The 20,370-nt window shown below is 73.9% G+C and carries 17 protein-coding genes; 10 read left to right on the top strand and 7 right to left on the bottom strand.

The window, feature by feature from the left end; all coding sequences use genetic code 11:
* Window positions 1-141: 141 nt before the first annotated feature.
* A complete protein-coding gene (locus L6E12_RS07020; protein ID WP_236227066.1) occupies window positions 142-546 on the top strand; it encodes a hypothetical protein in 405 nt (134 codons plus the stop codon).
* Window positions 547-1,141: 595 nt separating this feature from the next.
* Window positions 1,142-3,940, top strand: coding sequence for an AAA family ATPase (locus L6E12_RS07015; RefSeq protein ID WP_236227059.1), 2,799 nt, complete (start codon window positions 1,142-1,144; stop codon window positions 3,938-3,940).
* A 60-nt stretch (window positions 3,941-4,000) separates the two neighbouring features.
* Here the strand turns inward: L6E12_RS07015 and L6E12_RS07010 are convergent, their stop codons facing one another.
* Window positions 4,001-4,765, bottom strand: coding sequence for a thioesterase II family protein (locus tag L6E12_RS07010; RefSeq protein ID WP_236227058.1), 765 nt, complete (start codon window positions 4,763-4,765; stop codon window positions 4,001-4,003).
* A gap of 455 nt (window positions 4,766-5,220) precedes the next feature.
* Between L6E12_RS07010 and L6E12_RS07005 the strand changes: the two genes are divergently transcribed.
* Window positions 5,221-8,379: a LuxR C-terminal-related transcriptional regulator gene (locus L6E12_RS07005; RefSeq protein WP_236227057.1), complete on the top strand. Its 3,159-nt coding sequence runs from the start codon at window positions 5,221-5,223 to the stop codon at window positions 8,377-8,379.
* A gap of 19 nt (window positions 8,380-8,398) precedes the next feature.
* Here L6E12_RS07005 and L6E12_RS07000 read toward each other — a convergent pair whose 3' ends face one another.
* Complete coding sequence (locus tag L6E12_RS07000; protein ID WP_236227056.1) at window positions 8,399-9,043, bottom strand: thioesterase II family protein; 645 nt, start codon at window positions 9,041-9,043, stop codon at window positions 8,399-8,401.
* A 367-nt stretch (window positions 9,044-9,410) separates the two neighbouring features.
* Here L6E12_RS07000 and L6E12_RS06995 point away from each other — a divergent pair, with 367 nt between their 5' ends.
* Together L6E12_RS06995 and L6E12_RS06990 are read left to right on the top strand one after the other, a co-directional pair.
* Entirely contained in the window at window positions 9,411-9,992 is a 582-nt protein-coding gene (locus tag L6E12_RS06995) for a DUF3558 family protein (protein WP_236227055.1), read from the top strand.
* Between the two features lie 197 nt (window positions 9,993-10,189).
* On the top strand, window positions 10,190-11,131 hold the full coding sequence (locus tag L6E12_RS06990; RefSeq protein ID WP_236227054.1) for a sporulation protein: 942 nt from the start codon (window positions 10,190-10,192) through the stop codon (window positions 11,129-11,131).
* 355 nt (window positions 11,132-11,486) lie between these two features.
* On the opposite strand, the gene L6E12_RS06985 is transcribed toward L6E12_RS06990, so the two are convergent.
* Window positions 11,487-11,927 (bottom strand): ester cyclase, encoded by a 441-nt coding sequence (locus L6E12_RS06985; RefSeq protein WP_236227053.1) that lies wholly within the window; start codon window positions 11,925-11,927, stop codon window positions 11,487-11,489.
* A 551-nt stretch (window positions 11,928-12,478) separates the two neighbouring features.
* Here L6E12_RS06985 and L6E12_RS06980 point away from each other — a divergent pair.
* The 5 genes from L6E12_RS06980 (at window position 12,479) to L6E12_RS06960 (ending at window position 16,985) form a co-directional block, all read left to right on the top strand.
* A complete protein-coding gene (locus tag L6E12_RS06980) occupies window positions 12,479-12,901 on the top strand; it encodes a hypothetical protein (RefSeq protein WP_236227052.1) in 423 nt (140 codons plus the stop codon).
* A gap of 149 nt (window positions 12,902-13,050) precedes the next feature.
* Entirely contained in the window at window positions 13,051-14,070 is a 1,020-nt protein-coding gene (locus L6E12_RS06975) for an iron ABC transporter permease (RefSeq protein WP_236227051.1), read from the top strand.
* Between the two features lie 94 nt (window positions 14,071-14,164).
* Window positions 14,165-15,205, top strand: a complete 1,041-nt coding sequence (locus L6E12_RS06970; RefSeq protein ID WP_236227050.1) for an iron chelate uptake ABC transporter family permease subunit — start codon at window positions 14,165-14,167, stop codon at window positions 15,203-15,205.
* A complete protein-coding gene (locus L6E12_RS06965; RefSeq protein ID WP_236227065.1) occupies window positions 15,205-16,023 on the top strand; it encodes an ABC transporter ATP-binding protein in 819 nt (272 codons plus the stop codon). The genes L6E12_RS06970 and L6E12_RS06965 overlap by 1 nt, the downstream gene beginning before the upstream one ends.
* Window positions 16,020-16,985, top strand: a complete 966-nt coding sequence (locus tag L6E12_RS06960; RefSeq protein ID WP_236227049.1) for an iron-siderophore ABC transporter substrate-binding protein — start codon at window positions 16,020-16,022, stop codon at window positions 16,983-16,985. Before L6E12_RS06965 ends, L6E12_RS06960 begins: the two co-directional genes overlap by 4 nt.
* 519 nt (window positions 16,986-17,504) lie before the next feature.
* Here the strand turns inward: L6E12_RS06960 and L6E12_RS06955 are convergent.
* The 4 genes from L6E12_RS06955 to L6E12_RS06940 all read right to left on the bottom strand — a co-directional run bounded on the left by L6E12_RS06955 (window position 17,505) and on the right by L6E12_RS06940 (window position 20,356).
* A complete protein-coding gene (locus L6E12_RS06955; protein WP_236227048.1) occupies window positions 17,505-17,966 on the bottom strand; it encodes an SRPBCC family protein in 462 nt (153 codons plus the stop codon).
* A 122-nt stretch (window positions 17,967-18,088) separates the two neighbouring features.
* Window positions 18,089-18,661 carry a methylated-DNA--[protein]-cysteine S-methyltransferase gene (locus L6E12_RS06950; protein ID WP_236227047.1) on the bottom strand — a complete coding sequence of 191 codons (573 nt, stop codon included), beginning with the start codon at window positions 18,659-18,661 and terminating at the stop codon, window positions 18,089-18,091.
* Window positions 18,658-19,311 carry an RNA polymerase sigma factor gene (locus tag L6E12_RS06945; RefSeq protein WP_236227046.1) on the bottom strand — a complete coding sequence of 218 codons (654 nt, stop codon included), beginning with the start codon at window positions 19,309-19,311 and terminating at the stop codon, window positions 18,658-18,660. Before L6E12_RS06945 ends, L6E12_RS06950 begins: the two co-directional genes overlap by 4 nt.
* Before the next feature lie 37 nt (window positions 19,312-19,348).
* Window positions 19,349-20,356, bottom strand: coding sequence for a pirin family protein (locus tag L6E12_RS06940; RefSeq protein WP_236227045.1), 1,008 nt, complete (start codon window positions 20,354-20,356; stop codon window positions 19,349-19,351).
* Window positions 20,357-20,370 lie beyond the last annotated feature (14 nt).

Here is a 20,370-nt window from a genome sequence, read left to right as displayed (position 1 = left end):
GCTCGACCCGACGCGCACCCGACTCCCGATCCCGCCCCCGGGACCGGGGCGCACCCGGCCGCTGAGCCTGCCCCCCACGACGCGCACCCGAACCCCGGGCCCGAATCGAGCACCGAGTCGCACGGGCAGCCCCGGCCGGGGCTGCGGGCGGCCACCCGCAGCGGCCCGGGCCGGTTGCTGATCGCCGTCTACGCGTTGTTCGCGCTCGCCGCGTGCGCGCGGTCGGCGGTGCAGCTCGGCACCCACTTCGACCGGGCCCCGCTGGCCTACCTGCTCTCCGCCCTCGCCGCCGTCGTCTACGTGGTGGCGACCGCGGGGCTCGTGCGGGGCTCGGCGGCCTCGCGCCGGGTGGCGGTGGTGTCCTGCACGGTGGAGCTGGTGGGGGTCGTGGCGGTGGGCGCGTTCAGCCTGCTCGACCCGGCCGCTTTCCCCGATGCGACCGTGTGGTCGCTATTCGGGCGGGGATACGGATTCGTCCCGCTGGTGCTGCCGGTGCTGGGCCTGCTGTGGATCCGGCGCAGCGCCGCCCTCGCGGGCGCGCATTGACTCCGAAGGCGCCGCCCCGGCGTGGTCGCCCGTATTGGTCCTGTCGCAATTCGGTCTCGGATTGGCCGCCGTCGAATTCCCGGCGTCACTCGGTTGGGTTAATCCGAGGTGTCGGAAAAGTGTCCGTTCCGGGTTCGCGGATGCCGTTCGAGGAGACCGCCGAGTGGTGGCGCGGGTGCGGCGGAGTGCGTCGGGGGCTCACCTTGCTCCCCTCAACTGCGACTACTTAAGGCACTCTTAAGGTCACGGTTGGTTACTCACCAACCGTGACGAAGATGGCCAGTGACTACCCTTCGGCGTCGTGACCTATTCCGTCCATTGCAAAAAGTCCTCGACCGTGAGAGGAAGCGGGCAGCCCGGTACCCCCTGCGGGACCATTCGGATAGGCCGAATGGGCCACCGTGCGGGCGAGGTCACCTCCGGGAATCGCATTGTTCATCGAGTCAATTGGCAAAGCTTCCACAATGGCCGTCGAAGCCGTTAGATTCATCCCGGACGGGGGGGAACGGAGAAAAACCGTCACATTGCGTGACTGGCGACAGAGTTCCCATCGTGCACGCGGACGGGACGCGCGGAGAAAGCGGAGAGGCAGACCATGGCGCTGGTCGAACGGCATGAGGAACTCGGCACACTCACCCGGCTCTACGCCGAGTGCGCCCGGGGCAGGGGCCAGGTCGCGCTCGTCAGCGGCGGCGTCGCCAGCGGCAAGACCGAACTGCTGCACACCTTCGCCGAGCACGTCGCCGCCGCGGGGGCCGTGCTGATGACCGCCACCGGCTCGCGCGCCGAGCGGACGCTGCGCTTCGGCGTGGTCCTGCAACTCGCGCAGAGCCCGGCGATCCCGGTCGAGCTGGCCGAGGACGCCACCCGCCGGGTCCGCGCCCAGCAGGCCGAACCGGTCGAGGACCCCAACGCCCTCGGCCGCGCCGGGGCCCGGCTGCTCGACACCCTCTGCGCCACCCTGATCGAACTGGCCAAGAAGCAGCCCGTGGTGATCGCCGTCGACGACGTGCAGTTCGCCGACGGCGCCTCGCTGGAGGCCCTGCTCTACTTACAGCGGCGGATGCGCTTCGGCCGCGTCCTGGTGGTGCTCACCGAGTGGGCCCAGCCCCGCCCCACCCAGGCCGTGTTCCGCGCCGAGGTCACCCGCCAACCCAACACCTCGCAGCTACGGCTGTCCCCGCTGTCGGCCGAGGGCGTCGCCGACCTGCTCGCCGACCGCTTCGACCCGGCCACCGCCGCCGCCCTCGCCCCGGTGCACCACGCCGTCAGCGGCGGCAACCCGCTGCTGGTCAACGCCCTCGCCGAGGACCACCGCGCCGCGCTGCGCGCCGGTGCCCGGGCGGGGGAGTCCGACATCGCCGTGGGGCCGGAGTTCGCCGCAGGCGTGCTGGCCTGCCTGCACCGCGGGGAACCGGCGATGCGCCAGGTGGCCCGCGGGCTCGCCCTGCTCGGCGACGCCGCCACCCCGGCGCTGCTCGGCGCCCTGCTGGAGATGACCTCCGACGCCGCCGCGCAGGCGCTCGACGTGCTGGAACTGGCCGGGCTGCTGGACGCGGGCCGCTTCCGGCACCCGGTGGCCAAGACCGCCGTGCTCGACGGCATGGCCGTCGCCGACCGCGCCGACCTGCACCTGCGCGCCGCCCGGCTGCGGCTGCGCGACGGCGCCCAGGCCGCCGACGTCGCCGCGCACCTGACCGCCGCCGCCGACCTGGACGCCCCGGTCGAGGGCCAGTGGGCGGTGTCGGTGCTGCGCCACGCCGCCCAGGAGGACCTGGTCGCCGACCGCCTCGCCCCCGCGCTGCGCGGCCTGGAGCTGGCCGCCCGGATCACCCGCGACGACGACGAGCGCGCCGACCTGATCACCCTGCTGCTGCGGGTGGAGTGGCGGCGCAACCCCTCCGCCGCAGCCCGCTACCTGGGCCCGCTGCGCGCCGCGCGGACCGCGGGCAGGCTGACCCCGCGCAACCGGCTGCACCTGGCCAAGTTCCTGCTCTGGTACGGCCACACCCGCGAGCTGTCGGACACCCTGGCCGAGCTGTCCGGGGCCACCGCGCACGCCCCGGCCACCGGGCAGGCCGGGTTGGCCCTGCGCTGGCTGGAGTTCCTGCACCCGACGGTGGTCCCCGCGGTGCCCGCGCCCAGGGTGGCCGGGGCGATCACCGACCCGTGGTCGCGGGTGTCGGCGATGCTCGACCGCATCCGCGGCGGCGGTGCGCGCACCGAGATCGTCACCGCCGCCGAGCAGATCCTGCAGAGCTGCCGCCTCGGCGAGCAGACCCTCGGCTCGCAGCTCTCCGCCCTGGTGGCGCTGATCCTGGCCGACCGCAACGACCGGGCCGCGTACTGGTGCGACGCGCTGCTGGCCGAGGCGACCGGCCGCGGCGCCGACACCTGGCTGGCCGTGCTGGGCGCGATCCGCGCCGAGGTGGCGCTGCGCCAGGGCGACCTGCCCGCCGCCGCCGAGCGCGCCCAGGCCGCCATCGACCTGCTGACCCCGCAGGGGTGGGGCGTGGCGATCGGGGTGCCGCTGTCGGTGCGGGTGGCCGCGGCCACCGCCATGGGCGAGCACGAGCCGGCCGCCACCCTCCTGCGGATGCCGGTGCCGGAGGCCATGTTCCAGACCCAGTTCGGCCTGCGCTACCTGCACGCCCGCGCCGGGCACAACCTCGCCACCGGCCGCGCGCACGCCGCCCTCGCCGACCACCAGCGCTGCGGTGCGCTGATGGCGCACTGGGACCTGGACCTGCCGACCCTGGTGCCGTGGCGCTCCGGCGCCGCCGCCGCGCACCTGGCGCTGGGCAACCGGGACGCGGCTCGCGCGCTGATGGCCGAGCAACTGGCCCGGCCCGGCTGCGACGGCCCGCGCACCCGCGGCCAGTCGCTGCGCGTGCTGGCCGCGGCGGCCACCGCCGACCGGCGCACCGCGCTGCTGCTGGAGTCGGTGGAGGCCCTGCACGCGGGCGGCGACCGCTACGAACTCGCCCGGTCGCTGCTGGCGCTGAGCCACGCGCACAACGCCGCGGCCGACTGCGAGAAGGCCCGCACGGTCGCCCGCCGCGCGGCCCAGCTTGCCAAGGGCTGCCAGGCGGAGCCGCTCACCCGCGAGCTGCTCCCGGGACGGGAGGCGGACGTGCCCGAACAGACCACGGATCGGCGGACGGCGGACACGGCGGTGCTCGACCTGCTCAGCGACGCCGAGCGCCGGGTCGCGGTGCTGGCCGCGCTCGGGCACACCAACCGCGAGATCGGCGGCAAGCTCTACATCACCGTCAGCACGGTGGAGCAGCACCTGACCCGGGTCTACCGAAAGCTGAACGTCAGCCGCCGCACCGACCTGCCCGCGGGCCTGCCGCAGCAGCTCCTCGCCTCCGCCGCGGCGGACGAGAGCTGATCCGATCGGTGGAACCGCCGGGTGGGCCGGGCGTGATCGCCCCGACCCACCCGGCGGACCTCAGTCGGCGGTCGCCAGGCTGTTCTCGATGTGCCGGGAGATGCGGTCGATGACCTGCGGCACCACGGCGTTGAGGTAGAAGTGCCCGCCGGGGAACACCTCCAGCGTGAACGACCCGGTGGTGTGCTCGGCCCAGCGCGCCGCCTCGTCCGGGGTCACCTTCGGGTCGCTGTCGCCCACCAGCGCCCGGATCGGCACCGCCACCGACTGCCCCGGGGTGGGCCGGTAGGTCTCGGCGGCCTTGTAGTCGGCGCGGATCGACGGCAGCACCATGCGCAGCACCTCGTCGTCGTCGAGCAGCTGCGACTCGGTCCCGTTGAGCCGCTTGATCTCCGCGATCAGCCCGTCGTCACCGCTGAGGTGCACCCGCTCGTCGCGCACCGCGTTCGGCGCCCGCCGCCCGGAGGCGAACAACCCGGCCGGGGCCACCCCCCTGGCCTCCAACCGGATCGCCAGCTCGTAGGCCAGCGAGGCGCCCATGCTGTGCCCGAACAGCGTCAGCGGCTTGTCCGCGAACGGGACCACCACGTCCACGAGCGCGTCCGCCAACGCCTGCACGCTGTCGAGGCACGGCTCGTGCCGCCGGTCCTGCCGCCCCGGGTACTGCACCGCGAGCACCTCCACCCGGGGCGCCATCGCCCGCGACACCGGGAAGAAGTAGCTCGCCGAACCGCCCGCGTGCGGCAGGCACAGCAGGCGCGCGGCCGCGTCCGGGGACGGGTGGAACCTGCGCACCCACAGCTCGGTCGTGTCGGTCGCTGCCATGTCGGATCGGTGTCCCTCCGCCGTGCTGGAAAGTGCCGTTCGGGAAAGCCCGCGCTCCACCGGGAGCCGCTCCCATGGTGACCCGGAAGTCCGCCGCGGTGGGCGAACTGCCGCGGGCATGTTCGTGATCAGCGTCACCCCGCCCGTGCGCCGCGCCCACCCCGGTCGACTGTTCCAGCGCGGGCGCGGGCCGACAACCCCGTGCCCGCCCCTACCGCGGCACAACGCGGTTGTCCTATCTGTACAAAGAACACGCCCGCCCGCGCACCGGTAGGGGTGACCGCCGGTACCCCTAAAACCCCCTGGTCGCCGGGTTTTCGCCGCCGTGCCGCAGGATGCGCGGTGTTGTCGAGCGAAGCTCGCGGGGCGCGGGACGGTCACGGCTTCTCCGGGCTTGCGGACCGGGAGTACATTTCCCAGGCCGTGCACCGCTCGCGGGGTGGAGGGAAGACCGGATGGCGCTGGTCGAACGCCGAACCGCAGGCACCGGTCTGGCGCGCGCGCTGGCCGAGAGCGCCGCGGGCGCGGGCCGCTTCGCCGCCGTCACCGGCGCACTCGCCTGCGGCAAGACCACGCTGCTCGCCGACTTCGCCGACCGCGCGCTGGAATCCGGCGCACTGGTGCTGACCGCGACCGGCTCGCGCGGCGAACAGGACCTCCCGCTCGGCGCGGTCCGCCAACTGGCGGCGGGCCTGCCGGACCCGTCCACGTCCCGCTTCGTCGAGTCCACCCTCGCCGCCGCCGCCCGAGGCCCGGTCGTCCTCACGGTCGACGACGTGCAGCACGTGGACGCGGAATCCCTCAACGTCCTCACCGCGCTGCGCGGGCGCTCGGCCGCCGCCCCGGTCGTGGTCGTCCTGGCCGAACGCGAACCGGTTTCCGGCACCGACCTGGTCCGCACCGCAGACCACCGGGTCCGCCTGCCACCCCTGTCCGCCACCGGCGTGGCGGAGCTGATCACCCGCAGCACCGGGGCACCCCCCGACCGCGCCCGCGCCGCGGCCTACCACCGCATCAGCGGCGGCAACCCGGTCCTGCTGCACGCCCTCCTCGCCGACGCCCCCACCGAACCCGGCCAGGGCACGGCATTCCGCCAAGCGGTCCTGTCGTGCCTGCACCGCTGGGACGACGGCGTCCCCGACCTGGCCAAGGCGGCGGCGGTCCTCGGCAACCAGGCCCTCCCCGGCCTCATCGCCGACCTGGCGGGCACCACCAGGTCAGCGGTGGCGACCATGACCGGCGCCCTGACGTCGGCGGGCCTCATGTCCGGCGGCCGCATCGCCCGCACCGCGGTGCGGGAAGCGGTCCTGGGCGCCCTCACCGGAGAAGAACGAGCAGACCTGCACCACCGAGCCGCCGCCCTCCTGCACGACCGCGGCGCCTGCCCCGCGGAAGTCGCCCACCACCTGGTCGCCGCAGGCCGCACCGACCACCCCTGGGCCACCGAAGTCCTCCACACCGCAGCAGCCACCGACGACGGCCCCTTCGCCGTCCGCTGCCTGGAACTGGCCCTCCCGACTTCCCCCACCCCCCAACGAACCGCAGACGCCCTGGCCGCCGCCGAATGGCGCTACAACCCCGTCCCCCGCCCCGACACCACCTTCCCCGACTTCCCCACCTCGGTCACCACCACTCCCACCGCCGCCTACCCTGCCTCCGGGGGCCCCGTCGCCACTGTTGCGGCCGGCCCCGCCGCTGGCCTTGCCGCCGCCGCTGGCGGCAGGACCGCCGCTACCGCTGCCTGCGGCCCTGCTGCTGCCGTTGCTGCCTGCTGCCCCGCCGGCACTGCTGTGGCCTGCCCTGCCGCCTCCGCTGGTCCCGCCACCTCCACTGGCGGCGGTCCTGCTGTCACCCCCGCGCCTGCCGCTGGCGGCGGGGGCGTCTCCGCTGCTGTGGGCGGCCCGGCCGTTGCCACCACCGACGCTGGTCCTGCCGCCTGCGCTGGCCCCACCACCGCTGGTGGCCCTGCTGCGGCCACCGCCTGCCCCGGCACCCCCGCCGATCCCGCCACCAGTGGCTCCACCGAGGGCGGTCTTGTCGGCTCTGCCGGTGATTCCGCCACCCCCGCCGATCGCCTTGTCGGTTCCGCCGATCCCACCGCCGCCCGCTCTGCCGGTGATCCCGCCGCCCGCCCCACCCGCGGCGCGACCACCCCCGCCGCCGACCCAGGCGGCTCCCGCCGCGCGGCTTCCCGCGCCGAGGGTGCGGCAGGCCGGACCGGCAGCGACCTCCACCGCGCGGCGAACCCCGCCCACCACGGCTTCGCCGATCCCGTCGTCGCCGCCCGGCACGGGCTCTGGCACGTGGATCCGGACACCGCCGCCGCCCTCCTGGCCGCCGCCCGCCGTGCTGATCCTCGGGTGGGTGCCGAGCTGACCCTCGCCGACGACTGGCTGCGTGGCCCCCGCCGCCCCCGGCCCGTTCCGGAGCCCGCGCGGGCCGACGACCGCTGGCAGCGCTCCGCTGCCGCGCTGTTGCCCGGGCTCCTCGCGGGTGCGCTCCCGGATGTGGTCCGGGACGCGGAGCGGGTGCTCCGCGGCTGCCCGCTGACCGACCACACGCTTGAGGTGCTCGCGGGCGCGCTCGCCGCCCTCGTGCACGCCGACCGGGTCGACCTGGCTGCCCGGTGGGGGGACGACCTGCTCGGGCGGGCGCGGGAACGGGGTGCCACCACGTGGTCGGCCGTGCTCGGCGCGGCGCGCGCGGAGATCTCGCTGCGCCAGGGTGCGCTGCGGGTGGCGCGGTCCACGGCCGAGGAGAGCCTGCGGATGCTCCCCGACCGCTCCTGGGGCATCCTGGTGGCGCTGCCGCTGGCGACGATGCTCAGCGCGGAGACCGCGCTCGGCGTCACCCCGAGCGCCGCGCTGCGCCACGTCCTGCCGGAATCGGCCTACGACACCGTCTTCGGCGTCCGCTACCTGTACGCCCGCGGGATGCACCACCTGGCCACCGACCGGGTCCTGGCGGGCGTGGCGGACCTGGAGGAGTGCGGGCGGCGGATGATCGCCTGGGGTCTCGACCTGCCGTCCCTCGCTCCCTGGCGCACCGGTCTGGCCGCCGCGCACCTGCGCGCGGGCCGGGTGCGCGCCGCCGCCCTGCTGGCCGACGAGCAGTTGGCCCTGCCCGCCGCCGCCAGCCGGTACACGCGGGCGCTGGCCCTGCGGGTGTTGGCGCGCAGCCGGGGGGCGGGCCTGCTGCACCAGGCGGCCGAGGAGTTCCGGGCCGCGGGGGACCGGTACGCCGCCGCGGTGTCCCTGGCGGAGTTGAGCCGGACCCTCACCGAGGGCGGTGACCCCGCCGAGGCCCGCCGGGTGGCCAGGAGCGCCACCGACGAGGCCAGGCTGTGCGGGGTGACCGACCTGGTCGACCGCGTCCTGCGGCACCGCCCCGCCGCCCACCCCGAACCCGCCGACGCGGCCTTCGCCGACCTCAGCGAGGCCGAGCAGCGGGTCGCCACCCTCGCCGCCCTCGGCCACACCAACAAGGAGATCGCCGACCGCCTGCACGTCACGGTGAGCACGGTCGAGCAGCACCTCACCCGCGTCTACCGCAAGCTCGGCGTCCGGCGCCGGGGTGACCTGCCCGCCCGGCTGGCCACCGACCGCCCCGCCTGACACCGGCCGGGCACCGCGCTCACCCCAGCATCCCCAGCACCCGTTCCCCCACCGCGTTGGCCACAGTGGACACGAACGACGTCAGGTACAGGTGGCCCCCGGAGAACAACTGCAACTCGAAGGCCCCCGAGGTGACGGACTGCCAGGTGGCGACCTCCTCGGCCCGCGCCACCGGGTCCTCGTCGCCGACCATCCCCACCACCGGCGCCCCCACCCGCGCGTCGCCCCACCGGTAGGTCGCCGCCGCCGAGAGGTCCGCGTGCGCCGCACCCGAGGACTCGGCCGACTCCGCCACCCGGTGCCGCGGCGGTCCCGGCGCCCCCGAGACGAACAGCACCAGCGGCGGCCGCCGCAGCCGCAGGGCCGTCTCGAAGGCGACCACCGCCCCCATCCCGTGCCCGAACAGCGCCACCGGCAGGTCCGACCGGGCAGCCCCGGCGATCCCGTCGGCCAACTCCTGCACCGTCCGCGCGGGCGCCTCGCCCCGGCGGTCCCGGCGGCCCGGGTACTGCACCCCCAGGACCTCCACCGGGTGCGACACCGCGCGGGCGAAGGACAGGTAGAACAGGGCGTCGGCGCCCGCGGGCGGGAGGCAGACGACCCTGGCCGCCGGGCTGTCGCAGGCGCGCAGGCGGCGCAGCCAGGAATCCCCCGGTCCACTCATCGGATCCCCGACTCCCTTTCCCCGACGCTCGGCCCAAGGTGCCACCCCGGTTCGGCCGGGCTCAACCCCTAGGGTGCCGCCGGGCGCCCGCTCCCGGCGAAAGCCGGGGATCAGGGGTTCGGATAGGGGCATAACCCGGACGCTGGCCCCCGGCTCGGGTGGGCGCTGACCTCAACGATCATCGTGCCGGGCATTTGAACTGACCCCGCTTTTTGTCACCGGGAACGCAAAAAGGCGGTATCCGAACAATCACGCACGGCATTCGCTCTTTGCGCGAGCGAACAACGTGGAAAAAACCGCCCCGGGGCCGCCCGAAAACGATGGCGGCCGGGGATGATGGTGGATGTCGGAATGAGGGGTGGGGGACATGGTGCTCGGTCGGGTGGTGGTCGGGTCGGTGGTGGCCGCCCTCCTCGGCGGGTGCGCCGCAGGGGCCTCGCAGGTGCCCACGGTGACCGCGGCGGGACGGCCGACGGCGGCACCCGCGGCGACCAGGACCCTCGACCTGGCCAAGGCCGTCGACCCGTGCGCGGTGGTGCCGAAGAGCATCCCGCTGGGCCTCGGCGTCTACGGACCCGGCCAGCCGCACGGCGGCGAGGCGGGGAGCACGCGGTTCTGCGTGTGGGCCGACCGGGTGGAGTGGCCCCGGATCAGCGTCGGCTTCAGCGACAACGACCCGCTGGCCGCCGCCTACCAGGACTCGGCGCGGCCCGGTGCCGACGGGACCGGGCTGCGGTGGAAGCTGTTCGAGCAGATCAGCGTCGACGGCCAGCCCGCCCTGGTGCGCGCGCAGCGGACCGACGGCACCGTGCTGTGCGAGGTGGTCGTCGGCGCCGGGAACGGCGGGGGCGTCGTCGTGGCCGCCGGGGCGAGCGGGGCCAACGACACCAAGGGGCAGTGCCAGACCGCCGTGTCGGTCGCCGAACAGGTCGTGACCGCACTGCGCTGACCCTCACCGCGGCCGACATCCCCGGCGGTCTGCCCTTTTCCGGCAATGGTGCCCACCGCGTGGACGGCATTTCCGCATTTGTTCCGCTCCGGGTTCTTGTCACCCCGAGCACAAGATCCGGTACTGTCCGATTTGAGCGCTTCGGCGTCGTGGCCCCACGTGCGGGCCCCCGGAGGCGACCCCAGGAGGACTCCCACATGTTCAAGCGGATGCTCTCGGCCTTCGGCGTCGGTGGCCCGTCGGTGGACACCGTGCTCGACTCACCGCACGCCTACCCCGGGCAGGTCGTCACCGGGCAGGTGCGGGTGCAGGGCGGCAGCGCGCGTGCCGAGATCGACCGGATCGTGCTGTCGCTGGTCACCAGGGTGGAGGTCGAGCACGGGGACCACGAGGGCGTGGGCACCGGCGAACTCCTGCGGGTGGTCGTGGCCGACCGCCTGGTCATCCCGGAGAACCAGCGGGTGGACGTGCCGTTCCGGATCGAACTGCCGTGGGAGGCGCCGATCACCGCCGTCTCCGGCTCCCCGCTGCCGAGGATGTCGGTCGGCCTGCGCACCGAACTGGTCATCGCGGGCGCCCCGGACAAGGGCGACCTCGACCCGATCCAGGTGCACCCCCTGCCCTCGCAGGACCGGGTGCTCGACGCCTTCGGCGCCCTGGGCTTCCAGTTCAGCAGCGCCGACGTGGAGGCCGGGGTGCTGCACGGGGTGCCCCAGCAGCTCGGCTTCTTCCAGGAGATCGAGTTCTACCCGCCGCGCGAGGCGGCAGGCCGGATCAACCAGGTCGAGCTGACCTTCGTGGCCACCCCGCACGAGCTGTACGTGGTCCTGGAGGCCGACAAGCGCGGCGGCCTCTTCCGCTCCGGCGGCGACGCCTTCGGCCACTTCCGGATGACCCACCAGGAAGCCGAGCGCACCGACTGGGCCCCCATCGTGGGCGACTGGCTCACCCAGGTCGCAGGCCGCGGCGGCCACTCCGCCTTCGGCCACCAGGACCACGGCCACCACAGCAGCCACTACGGCGACCAGCACCACCACCGCGGCCCCGGCATGGGCGGCATCGTCGGCGGCGCGGCGGCGGGCATCGTCGGCGGCATGGTCCTCGGCGAGGTCTTCGAGGAGGTCTTCGAAGACGAGTGAGATTTCCCGGGTAGGGCCGCGCCGCACGAACGGCGCGGCCCTACCCGGCTTGGCGGCCAGCTACCCGCAACCCCACACCGCGCAGCCGGCAACCACCCCCGCAACCGCCGGCCCGGTGACCAACTGCCCGGGTGGGTGGATGTGCTTGGGTGGGGGTGCCGATCATGTGCAAGCCTGCCTGGGCTGTGGGGCATCTCTTCAGCCCCACTCGGTCACACTGGGCGCATGATCGGCGTAGGGGCCCCGCCCAAGCGGATCCACCCACCCGGGCACGCCCCCAAAATCCCGGCGCTTTAACCAACGGCACGGCTGAGCAGATCCGGCCCACCCGGGCACCAAGCCGGGCAGACGCGGCCTAGTACGGCTCGCCGAGGCACGCCCGGATCGCGGCCCGGTCCACCCACCCCAGGTGCGCCTCGGCCAGCGCCCCGCGGAAGCTGAACCGGTGGATCTGCCGCCACCGCGCCACCCGCCCGTCCCGCCCGCTCTGGGCGAGGTTGGGCGCCCGGTAGGTGCCGGTCAGCTCCAGGTGGATCTCCACGGTGTCCCTCCCGCAGTCGCGGATGAACGGGACCCGGGCGTACAGGTCCGGCATGGATCGCCGGATCGCGAGCACGGCCGCTTCCAGGCCGCGCACGCCGTCGTCGAAGAGGCGGGTGCCGGAAACGTCGCGGATGCCGGGGTGGGCGAAGTCCGCGACGACCGCGAGGTCTCCCTCGTTCAGTGCTTCCCGGACGAACGCCTCGGTGATGGCGAACCGGGTCGCGGTGTCGGTGGCGGTGAGGGTGGCGGTCATCGTTCTCCCGGATCGTGGGTGTTGCGGATCCGGTGGGGGAGCGGCGAGTGCGTCGAGTGTAAGTGCCGGGTCCGCGCCGACGCGAGCCAGGCCGCGGGCACGTCCCCCAGTCGAGATCCCCCACGGCCCAACCGGTGCACGCGACCGGGTTGTCCGGTGTGGACAACCCGGTGCGCCCGGCGGGGCCGCCGAGTCCGCCCCGGGTGCGGTGGCTCGCGCCGAACCGGCCCGGGAGGCACCCCCGGCCGCGAGCGCGCCCACCGCGCCGGAGGGACCCACCGAGGCGTTCGGCGATTTCGCTTGTTCGCCCCCTGCCGAACCGCTGACGGCGCACAGCCGCGATCCGCTGCCCCGCGGCCGTCACCCGGTCGGCGGTGCGCCGGGGGTGGCCCGGCGTGCGGTGTCGGGATCGGACCCGGGCGACCGGGGGAGTTCGCTGCGATCAGTGGGTGACAAACGGGCCGCAAACAGGCCGTGGAGTGCCGCTGTTGGCTTACCCTGGGGGAACAGAGTCGATCACATGCGGGGTGGTGGCGCCGGTGGAACTTCGCGTGGACGAGTTGGTCGGCAAGACCATCCGACGGGTGCGGCGGGTGCACTACGTCGACCCGAGCGGTGAGCCGGACACGGGGTCCGGGTTCATCGAACTGAGCGCCGACGACGGTTTTGTCGCCCTCTTCGACTCCGGTGCCGACGGCGAGTCCATCCGCGTCGAGGCCCGGGAGTGGGTCGACCCGTTCACCGAGCCGCTGACCGAGGAGAACCGCGAGTTCGTCCGCAGGCACGGCAAGTGGACGGTCTTCGACCGTTCCGCGGCGGCCGGGTACGCCCAGGTCGTCGGCAACACGGTGGTCGCCGTGCACCTCACCCACGCCGGGGAGAAGGTCGTCGGGCTCGACATCGTCCTGGACCGGTGCTTCGTGTCGCTGGAGGTCCGGGCGGACGAGCTGCGGGTCCTCATCTCCGTCCTCTGACCCACCGGGAACCGGTGGCGGACCACGTGGTCACCCCGGGTGATCGTGTGGCCGGATTGTGACTGGGAACTCCGGGTCCCGACTACTCAGGGATACTGTTCTTAGCCTAACCTAATCCCGCTCGGTCCGGTCGGAGTGCGGGAGGTGGCATGGCGCAGGTGACCGCCCGGCGGACCGGCAGCCTCTCCCTGGGGCTGCTGCTGGCCGCCGCGCTGCTGGTCGCGGTGGCCGTGGCGAGCGTGTTCATCGGGACCAAGCCGATCCCGGCGGGCACGGTCGTGGACGCGCTGCTGCGCTTCGACCCGACCGACAACGACCACCTGTTCGTGCGGGCCGAACGGGTGCCGCGCACGCTGGTGGGCCTGCTCGTCGGCGCCGCGCTCGGCGTCGCGGGGGCGGTCATGCAGGCGGTGGCGCGCAACCCGCTGGCCGACCCGGGGGTGCTCGGCGTCAACGCGGGCGCGGCGCTGTTCGTGGTCATCGGCATCAACCTGTTCGGCGTCACCGCGCTCACCGGCTACGTGTGGTTCGGCTTCGCGGGCGCGCTGGTCGCCTCCCTGCTGGTGTACGGGGTGGGGGCGATGGGGCGCGAGGGGGCCACGCCGATCAAGCTGGCCCTGTCCGGGGCCGCCACCAACGCCGCCTTCGTCTCGCTGACCACCGCTGTGCTGCTGACCGACTCCGACACCTTCGACCAGTTCCGCTTCTGGCAGGTCGGTGCCCTGTCCGGGCGCTCCATGGCGGTCTTCTGGCAGGCGTTGCCGTTCATCGCGCTCGGGTTGGTCGTCGCGCTCGGTGCCGCCCGCTCGCTGAACACCCTGTCCCTGGGCGACGACCTGGCCCGCTCGCTCGGCCAGGACGTCACCCGCACGCGCGTCGTGGCCGGGCTCGCCGTGGTGCTGCTGTGCGGGGCGGCCACGGCGAGCGTGGGGCCGATCGCCTTCGTGGGCCTGGCGGTGCCGCTGCTCGCCCGCGCCGTCACCGGGCCCGACCACCGCTGGCTGCTGCCGTACTCGATGGTGCTGGCCCCGGTCCTGGTGGTCGGCGCGGACGTCGTCGGCCGGGTCGTCGCCCGACCCGGTGAGTTGCAGGTCGGGATCCTCACCGCGGTCATCGGGGCACCGGTGTTCATCGCCATCGTGCGCGGCCGGAAGGTGGCCGGGCTGTGACGACACCGCCACCGGGCGCTGCCCGTGTCGGAGCCCCTGCGCGCGGACGGGCGCGGCTCGGGTGCCGGATGCTCTCGCGTCGAGGTGGGGCGTGATGGCGGTGTCGGCCGGGAGTGCGGCGGTCGCGGCCAGTCGGGGGCGGGTGCGGCGGCGGTTCGCGGTGGTGACCGGGGCGCTGGGGGTGCTGCTCGTCGTGTTCTTCGGCGTGGCGCTCACCTGGGGGCGGGGGTACGTGCCGCTGCCGGACGTGCTGTCCACCCTGGTCGGCCTGGGGAGCCGGAGCACCGACTACATCATCCTCGACCTGAAGCTGCCCCGGGCGTTGGCGGCCGTGCTGGTGGGGCTGGCCTTCGGCGTGTCCGGGGCGATCTTCCAGAGCCTGCTGGGCAACCCGCTGGCCAGCCCGGACGTCATCGGCATCAACACCGGCGCCAGCGCCGCGGCCGTGCTGGGCATCGTCGCGTTCGGACTCAGCGGCACCGCCGTCTCGGTCGTCGCCCTGGCGGGTGCCCTGCTGACCGCGGCCCTGATGTACGCGCTGACCTGGCGCGGCGGCATCTCCGGTTCGCGGCTGGTGCTGGTCGGCATCGGCGTCGCGGCGATCCTGCTGAGCGTCGTGTCGTACCTGATGACGCGGTCGCGGGTGGCCACCGCGCAGGACGCCCTGGTGTGGCTGACCGGCAGCCTCAACGGTCGCAACTGGACACAGGTGGTGCCGCTGTCGGTGCTGCTCGCGGTGCTGCTGCCCGCGGTGGCGGTGCTCGCCCGCACCCTGGGCCTGCTGCGCCTGGGCGACGACGCCGCCCGCGGCCTCGGGGTCGCGGTGGAACCCGCCCGGCTCGCGCTGCTGGGCTGTGCGGTCGCCCTCGCCGGGGCGGGCACCGCGGCGGCCGGGCCGGTGGCGTTCGTGGCGCTGCTCGCCGCCCCCATCGGCCGCAGGCTGACCCGCGACGGTGGCCCGGCGCTGGTGGCGTCCGGGCTGGTCGGCGCGGCCGTGGTGCTGGTCGCCGACTTCGCCGCGCAGAACCTGCCCGGCCTGCCGCAGTACCCGGTGGGGGTGCTGACCGGCGCGGTCGGCGCCCCGTACCTGCTCCTGCTGCTGGCCAGGGCCAACCGGACCGGGAAGGGCGGATGATGACGGCCGAGCACACCCTGCGCACCGACGCGCTGCGGCTGGCCTACGACCGCCGCGAGGTGGTCAAGGGGTTGACCGTGGCGATCCCGCCGGGCCGGGTCACCATGATCGTCGGCCCGAACGCCTGCGGGAAGTCCACCCTGCTGCGCGGCCTCGCCCGGCTGCTGACCCCCGCCTCCGGCACGGTCCACCTCGACGACCGCGAGCTGCACACCATCCCCAGCCGGGAACTGGCCACGGTGCTGGGCATCCTCCCGCAGACGCCGGTCGCCCCCGAGGGCATCACCGTCGCGGACCTGGTCGGCCGGGGCCGCTACCCGCACCAGGGCTGGTTCCGCCGCTGGACCGCGGAGGACGACGCCGCGGTCGCCGAGGCGTTGGCCGCCACGGACACCCTGGAGGTGGCGGCCCGCCCGGTGGAGGAGCTGTCGGGCGGGCAGCGGCAGCGGGTGTGGATCGCCATGGCCCTGGCCCAGCGCACCGACCTGCTGCTGCTCGACGAGCCGACCACCTACCTCGACATCACCCACCAGGTCGAGGTGCTCGACCTGCTCACCGACCTCAACCGCACCCAGGGCACCACGGTCGTCGTGGTGCTGCACGACCTGAACCTGGCCTGCCGCTACGCCGACCACCTCATCGCCATGCGCGCCGGGGAGATCGTCGCCGAGGGCAGCCCGACCGAGGTGGTGACCGAGGAGGTCATCGAGCGTGTGTTCGGACTCCGCGCGCACGTCGTGCCGGACCCGGTGTCCGCCACCCCGATGATCGTCCCCATCGGCCGCCACCACTGCGCAGAACAAGGAGAACCCCAGTGATCAGACGCATCGCCGCCGTGCTGGCCGCCGCGGGCCTGGCCCTCGCGGGCTGCGGCCAGGTGGAGGAGCCCGGCGACAACACCACGGCCCAGGCGGGCCCCACCGTGCAGACCCGCTTCGGCCCGGTCACCGTCCCCGCCAACCCCACCAGGGTCATCGCCCTGGGCTGGTCCGACGCCGAAACCGCCCTGGCCCTGGGCGTCCAACCGATCGCCGCCAGCGACTGGCTCGCCTTCGGCGGCGAGGGCGTGGGCCCGTGGGCGGCGGGCAGGTACACCACCCCGCCCAAGATCCTGCCCACGCTGGAACTGGACTACCCCGCCATCGCCCAACTCCAACCGGACCTGATCCTCAACACCCGCTCGGACAACTCCGAGGAGAAGTACCGGGAGCTGAGCAAGATCGCCCCCACGGTCTCCTCGCCTGCGGGCGTGGTGGCCTACGGAACCACCTGGCGCCAACAGGTGGACCTCGTCTCCCAGGCCCTGGGCAAGCCCGAAGAGGGCAAGCGCCTCACCACCGAGGTCGACAACGCCTTCACCAAGGCCAAGACCGACCACCCCACCCTCACCGGCAAGACGGTCGCGGTGGGCGCCCACTACTCCGACAAGTACAGCGCCTACGTCCGAGGCGACTCCCGAGTGGACTTCCTGGAAAGCCTGGGCCTCACCAACAAGCCCGAGGTCCAAGCCCTGGCCGGGGAGAGCTTCGCCGTGGACCTCTCCCGAGAACAAATCGAACTCCTCAGCGCCGACCTGACCGTCGTCTTCCCCATCGGCACCGACGGCACACCCCTGCGCAACGACCAGGTCCTCAACCAGATCCCCTCGGCCAAGGCAGGCCACCTGGTCATCCTGGACGACAAGACCCTGGTGAACGCCTTCTCCAGCGGCTCCACCCTGGGCACCCTCTACGCGATCGACAAGGCCACCCCCCTCTTCACCACCGCCCTCGGCGCCTGACCCACCCGGCCCAGGCCCCCGGCCGGGCCGGCCAGCCCGGCCCGGCCCGGGCTGACCCACCCGGCCGACCCAGCCAGCCGGCTGCCTGGCCGGCCTGGCCTGGCCGACCCGGCCCGGCCTGCCCTGGCTAACCAGTCCATTCCTGCTTGCCCGCTGGACCAACGAGCCTGGCCTAGGGATCTGGCTCAGAACCTGTTGACCACCCCGAAAACCGCCAGCCCGGTGACCAACTGCCCGGGTGGGTGGATTTGCTTGGGTGGGGGAGCCGATCATGTGCAAGCCTGCCCGGGCTGTGGGGCATCCCTTCAGCCCCACTCGGTCACACTGGGCGCATGATCGGCGTAGGGGCCCCGCCCAAGCGGATCCACCCACCCGGGCACCAGCGACAAAATCCCCGGCGCTTCAAGCCCAGACACGGCCAAGCAGATCCACCCATCCGGGCACCACCACTAAATCCCGGCGCTTCAAACCAGACGCGGCCCAACCCCAGCGCTCAGCCCCGATGCTCAGCCCCAGCGCTCAACCTCGACGCTCAGCCCCAACCTGACCACGAGCAGCAGCAGGCCCCAACCGCCAAGCCAGAAACAAAACCGTCGACTTGACCACAGCGGTCATCAACGCCCCCGTCCCCGGCACCACCGGCCGAAAAGACGCCGTCCAGGTCAGCTCCGTCCCCCCGTCCGCAGCGGGCCGGAACTCGACTGCCGCCTCGTAGTCGCGCACCGGGATGTTGCGCCCCACCATGCGGTAGGCCAACCGCGACGGCGGGTGCAGCTCGGTGATGCGCTCCCGGATCAGCACCGGCCACATCCCGGCGACCCGGACCGAGCCCACCTCCCCGGTGCCCTCGGCCCACCGGGACGTCATGATCACCGGCCGCGCCCAGGTCGACCAGTGCGCGGCGTCGGCCAGTACCGCGAACACCCGCTCGGGGGGTGCGGTGTACTTCCGCCGGATCACGTACCCGTGCTGCCGTGCCATCGCCGTCCACCCTCGTCGTCGAGAAACCGGTGGTCAGCAGAGCACGGCTTCGACCACCCGGACAAGGCGACCGGGAGAACACCGTGCGGATCCGCAAAAGCCGATCACGTGGGTGACAACGCTCAACCGGCCTCCCGCTCGGCGCTCAGCAGCCGTTGCTTCGCGGCGGCTCCGAACACGTACTCGCCGGGGGAGCCGTCGGAGCGGACGACCCGGTGGCAGGGGATGACCAGCGGCACCGGGTTGTTGCCCACCGCCGTCCCCACCGCGCGCACGGCCTTGGGGCGGCCGATCTGCGCGGCGATCCAGCCGTACGGGCGGGTCTGCCCGCGCGGGATCTGCCGGGTGGCCTGGAGCACCTCGCGTTCGAACTCGGTCAGGGTGTCCAGGTCCAGTGGCAGCTCGGCCGGGGGGTTGCCGTCGAGGGCTGCGCGTAGGCCCGGGGGTTCCCGGTCGGTGCGGCGCAGTGGTCGGCCGAAGCGGGTGTGGAAGGAGGTGGCGAAATCGCCGGTCGCGGTGCGGTCGGGCAGGCCCACCACCCGCACGTAGCTGATCCCCCGGCCGGAGAAGGCGATGTCGATCTCGCCGATCGGGCCCGGGACCCGGGTCCAGTCGGCGAACAGGGAGTCGGTGAGGTCGGTGGCGGGTGCCGCGACCAGTTCGGCGAGGCCTTCGAGTACCGCGTCGTAGTTCACAGCTTCTCCTTTCGACGTCCGGGTTCGGTGTAGAGCGACCGCAGCGTCGCCAGCCCGCGGGCGGTGTGCGACTTGACCGTGTTCTCCGGGAGCCGCAGCACCTCGGCCGCCTCGGCCACCGGCAGCCCGACCACGTGCCGCAGCACCACGGCGAGCCGTTGCCGCTCGGGCAGTCCGGCCAGCAGGTCGGCCAGTTCGCGGCTGGTCTCCTCGCGCTCGAACACCTCCGCCGCACCCGGGCCCAGCGGCTCGGCGGAGGCCCCGGTGGGCGAGGCCGACAACGCCGACGCCAGGGGTGCCTGTCGCGGGCGCCGGGTCGCCGTGCGCACCAGGTTGCGCCAGGTGTTGAGCAGGATCGTCAACAGCCACGGCCGCACCCGCAGTGCCGCGATCCGCTCCCCGTCGTAGCCCACCAGTGCCCGGTAGGCCCGCAGGAACGTCTCGGCGGACAGGTCCTCGGCGTCGGAGTTGCCGAGTTGCGCGCAGAGCCGGGCCGCCACCGAGTACACGTCGCGCTGGTACCGGCGCACCACCTCCTCGAACCCCCGGTCGCGGTCCGCGAGCAGGAGCGGGACCAGGTCGGCGTCGACGGGGACCTCACCGGGTGGGGCGTTCGGCAGGACTGCCGTGGTGGTGGGAACGATGTCCATACCCTTAAGAACACCGGGTTCCGGCATCGGTTGCACTTCAGTCGACCTGTTCGAGGCGGCCGTCGACGTGCCGGGCGAACCGGCCCCGCTCGCGGCCGTGGGTGGGCGCCTGGTCCGGCCACGGCCAGCCGCCGAACCGGGTGTCCTGGAAGTCGCGCAGCGCCTGGTGGATCTCCGCCTCGGTGTTCATCACGAACGGCCCGTACCTGGCCACCGGTTCGCCGATCGGCCGCCCCTGCAGCAGCAGCGCGTCGACCGGCGTCGACCCCGCGGTCAGCGCGACCGGCACCGACGCGTCGAGCACCACGCCGGTGTCGTCGCCCACCGACGTGTCCGCGACCCGGAGCCGGTCGCCCCCGAACACGTACAGCACCCGGCCGGTCTCCCGCCCCGCCGCCGCGGGCAGTTCCCAGGACGCCCCGGCGTCGAGCCGGACGTGCCAGATGGCCAGGTCGGCGTCGGGGCGGGCGGCCCAGGAGTTCGGTGGTGGCTGCGGTGGCTCCGCCGCGCCGAGCGCGCCCGCGATGACCGTCACCACCACGCCCCCGGCGGGGCGGTGGCGGGGCACGTCGCCGTCCCAGAACATGGTGAAGTACGGGTCCACCAGCTTGTCCGAGGCGGGCAGGTTCAGCCAGATCTGGAACAGGTGCAGCGGGTTGGGCCCGTCCCGCTCCAGCAGCGGGAACATCTCCGCGTGCACGATCCCGCGCCCGGCGGTGAGCCACTGCACGTCGCCCCGGCCGAAGCGGGCCGCGGCGCCGAGGGAGTCGCTGTGGTCGATGTGGCCCTCGCGGACGTAGGTGACCGTCTCGAAGCCGCGGTGCGGGTGGCCGGGGAAGCCCGGGACCTCCAGCCCGTGGTACATCGACCAGCCGTCCAGGCCGGAGAAGTCCTGCCCCAGGTCCCGGTCCTCGATCGGCACGGCGGGGGCCATGCGGTCGTCTCCCGGTGGGTACGCGTCGTCGTGGTGCGCGCAGAACAGGAACGGGTCGAGCGTGGGCCACTGCGATCCCAGTGGGACGGTCTGCAGAACGGGGCTTGTCATGTTCCCCAGGCTAG

The organism is Actinokineospora sp. PR83 (assembly GCF_021056305.1).
Lineage (GTDB): Bacteria > Actinomycetota > Actinomycetes > Mycobacteriales > Pseudonocardiaceae > Actinokineospora > Actinokineospora spheciospongiae.
This window is presented reverse-complemented; position numbering and strand designations above follow the sequence as displayed.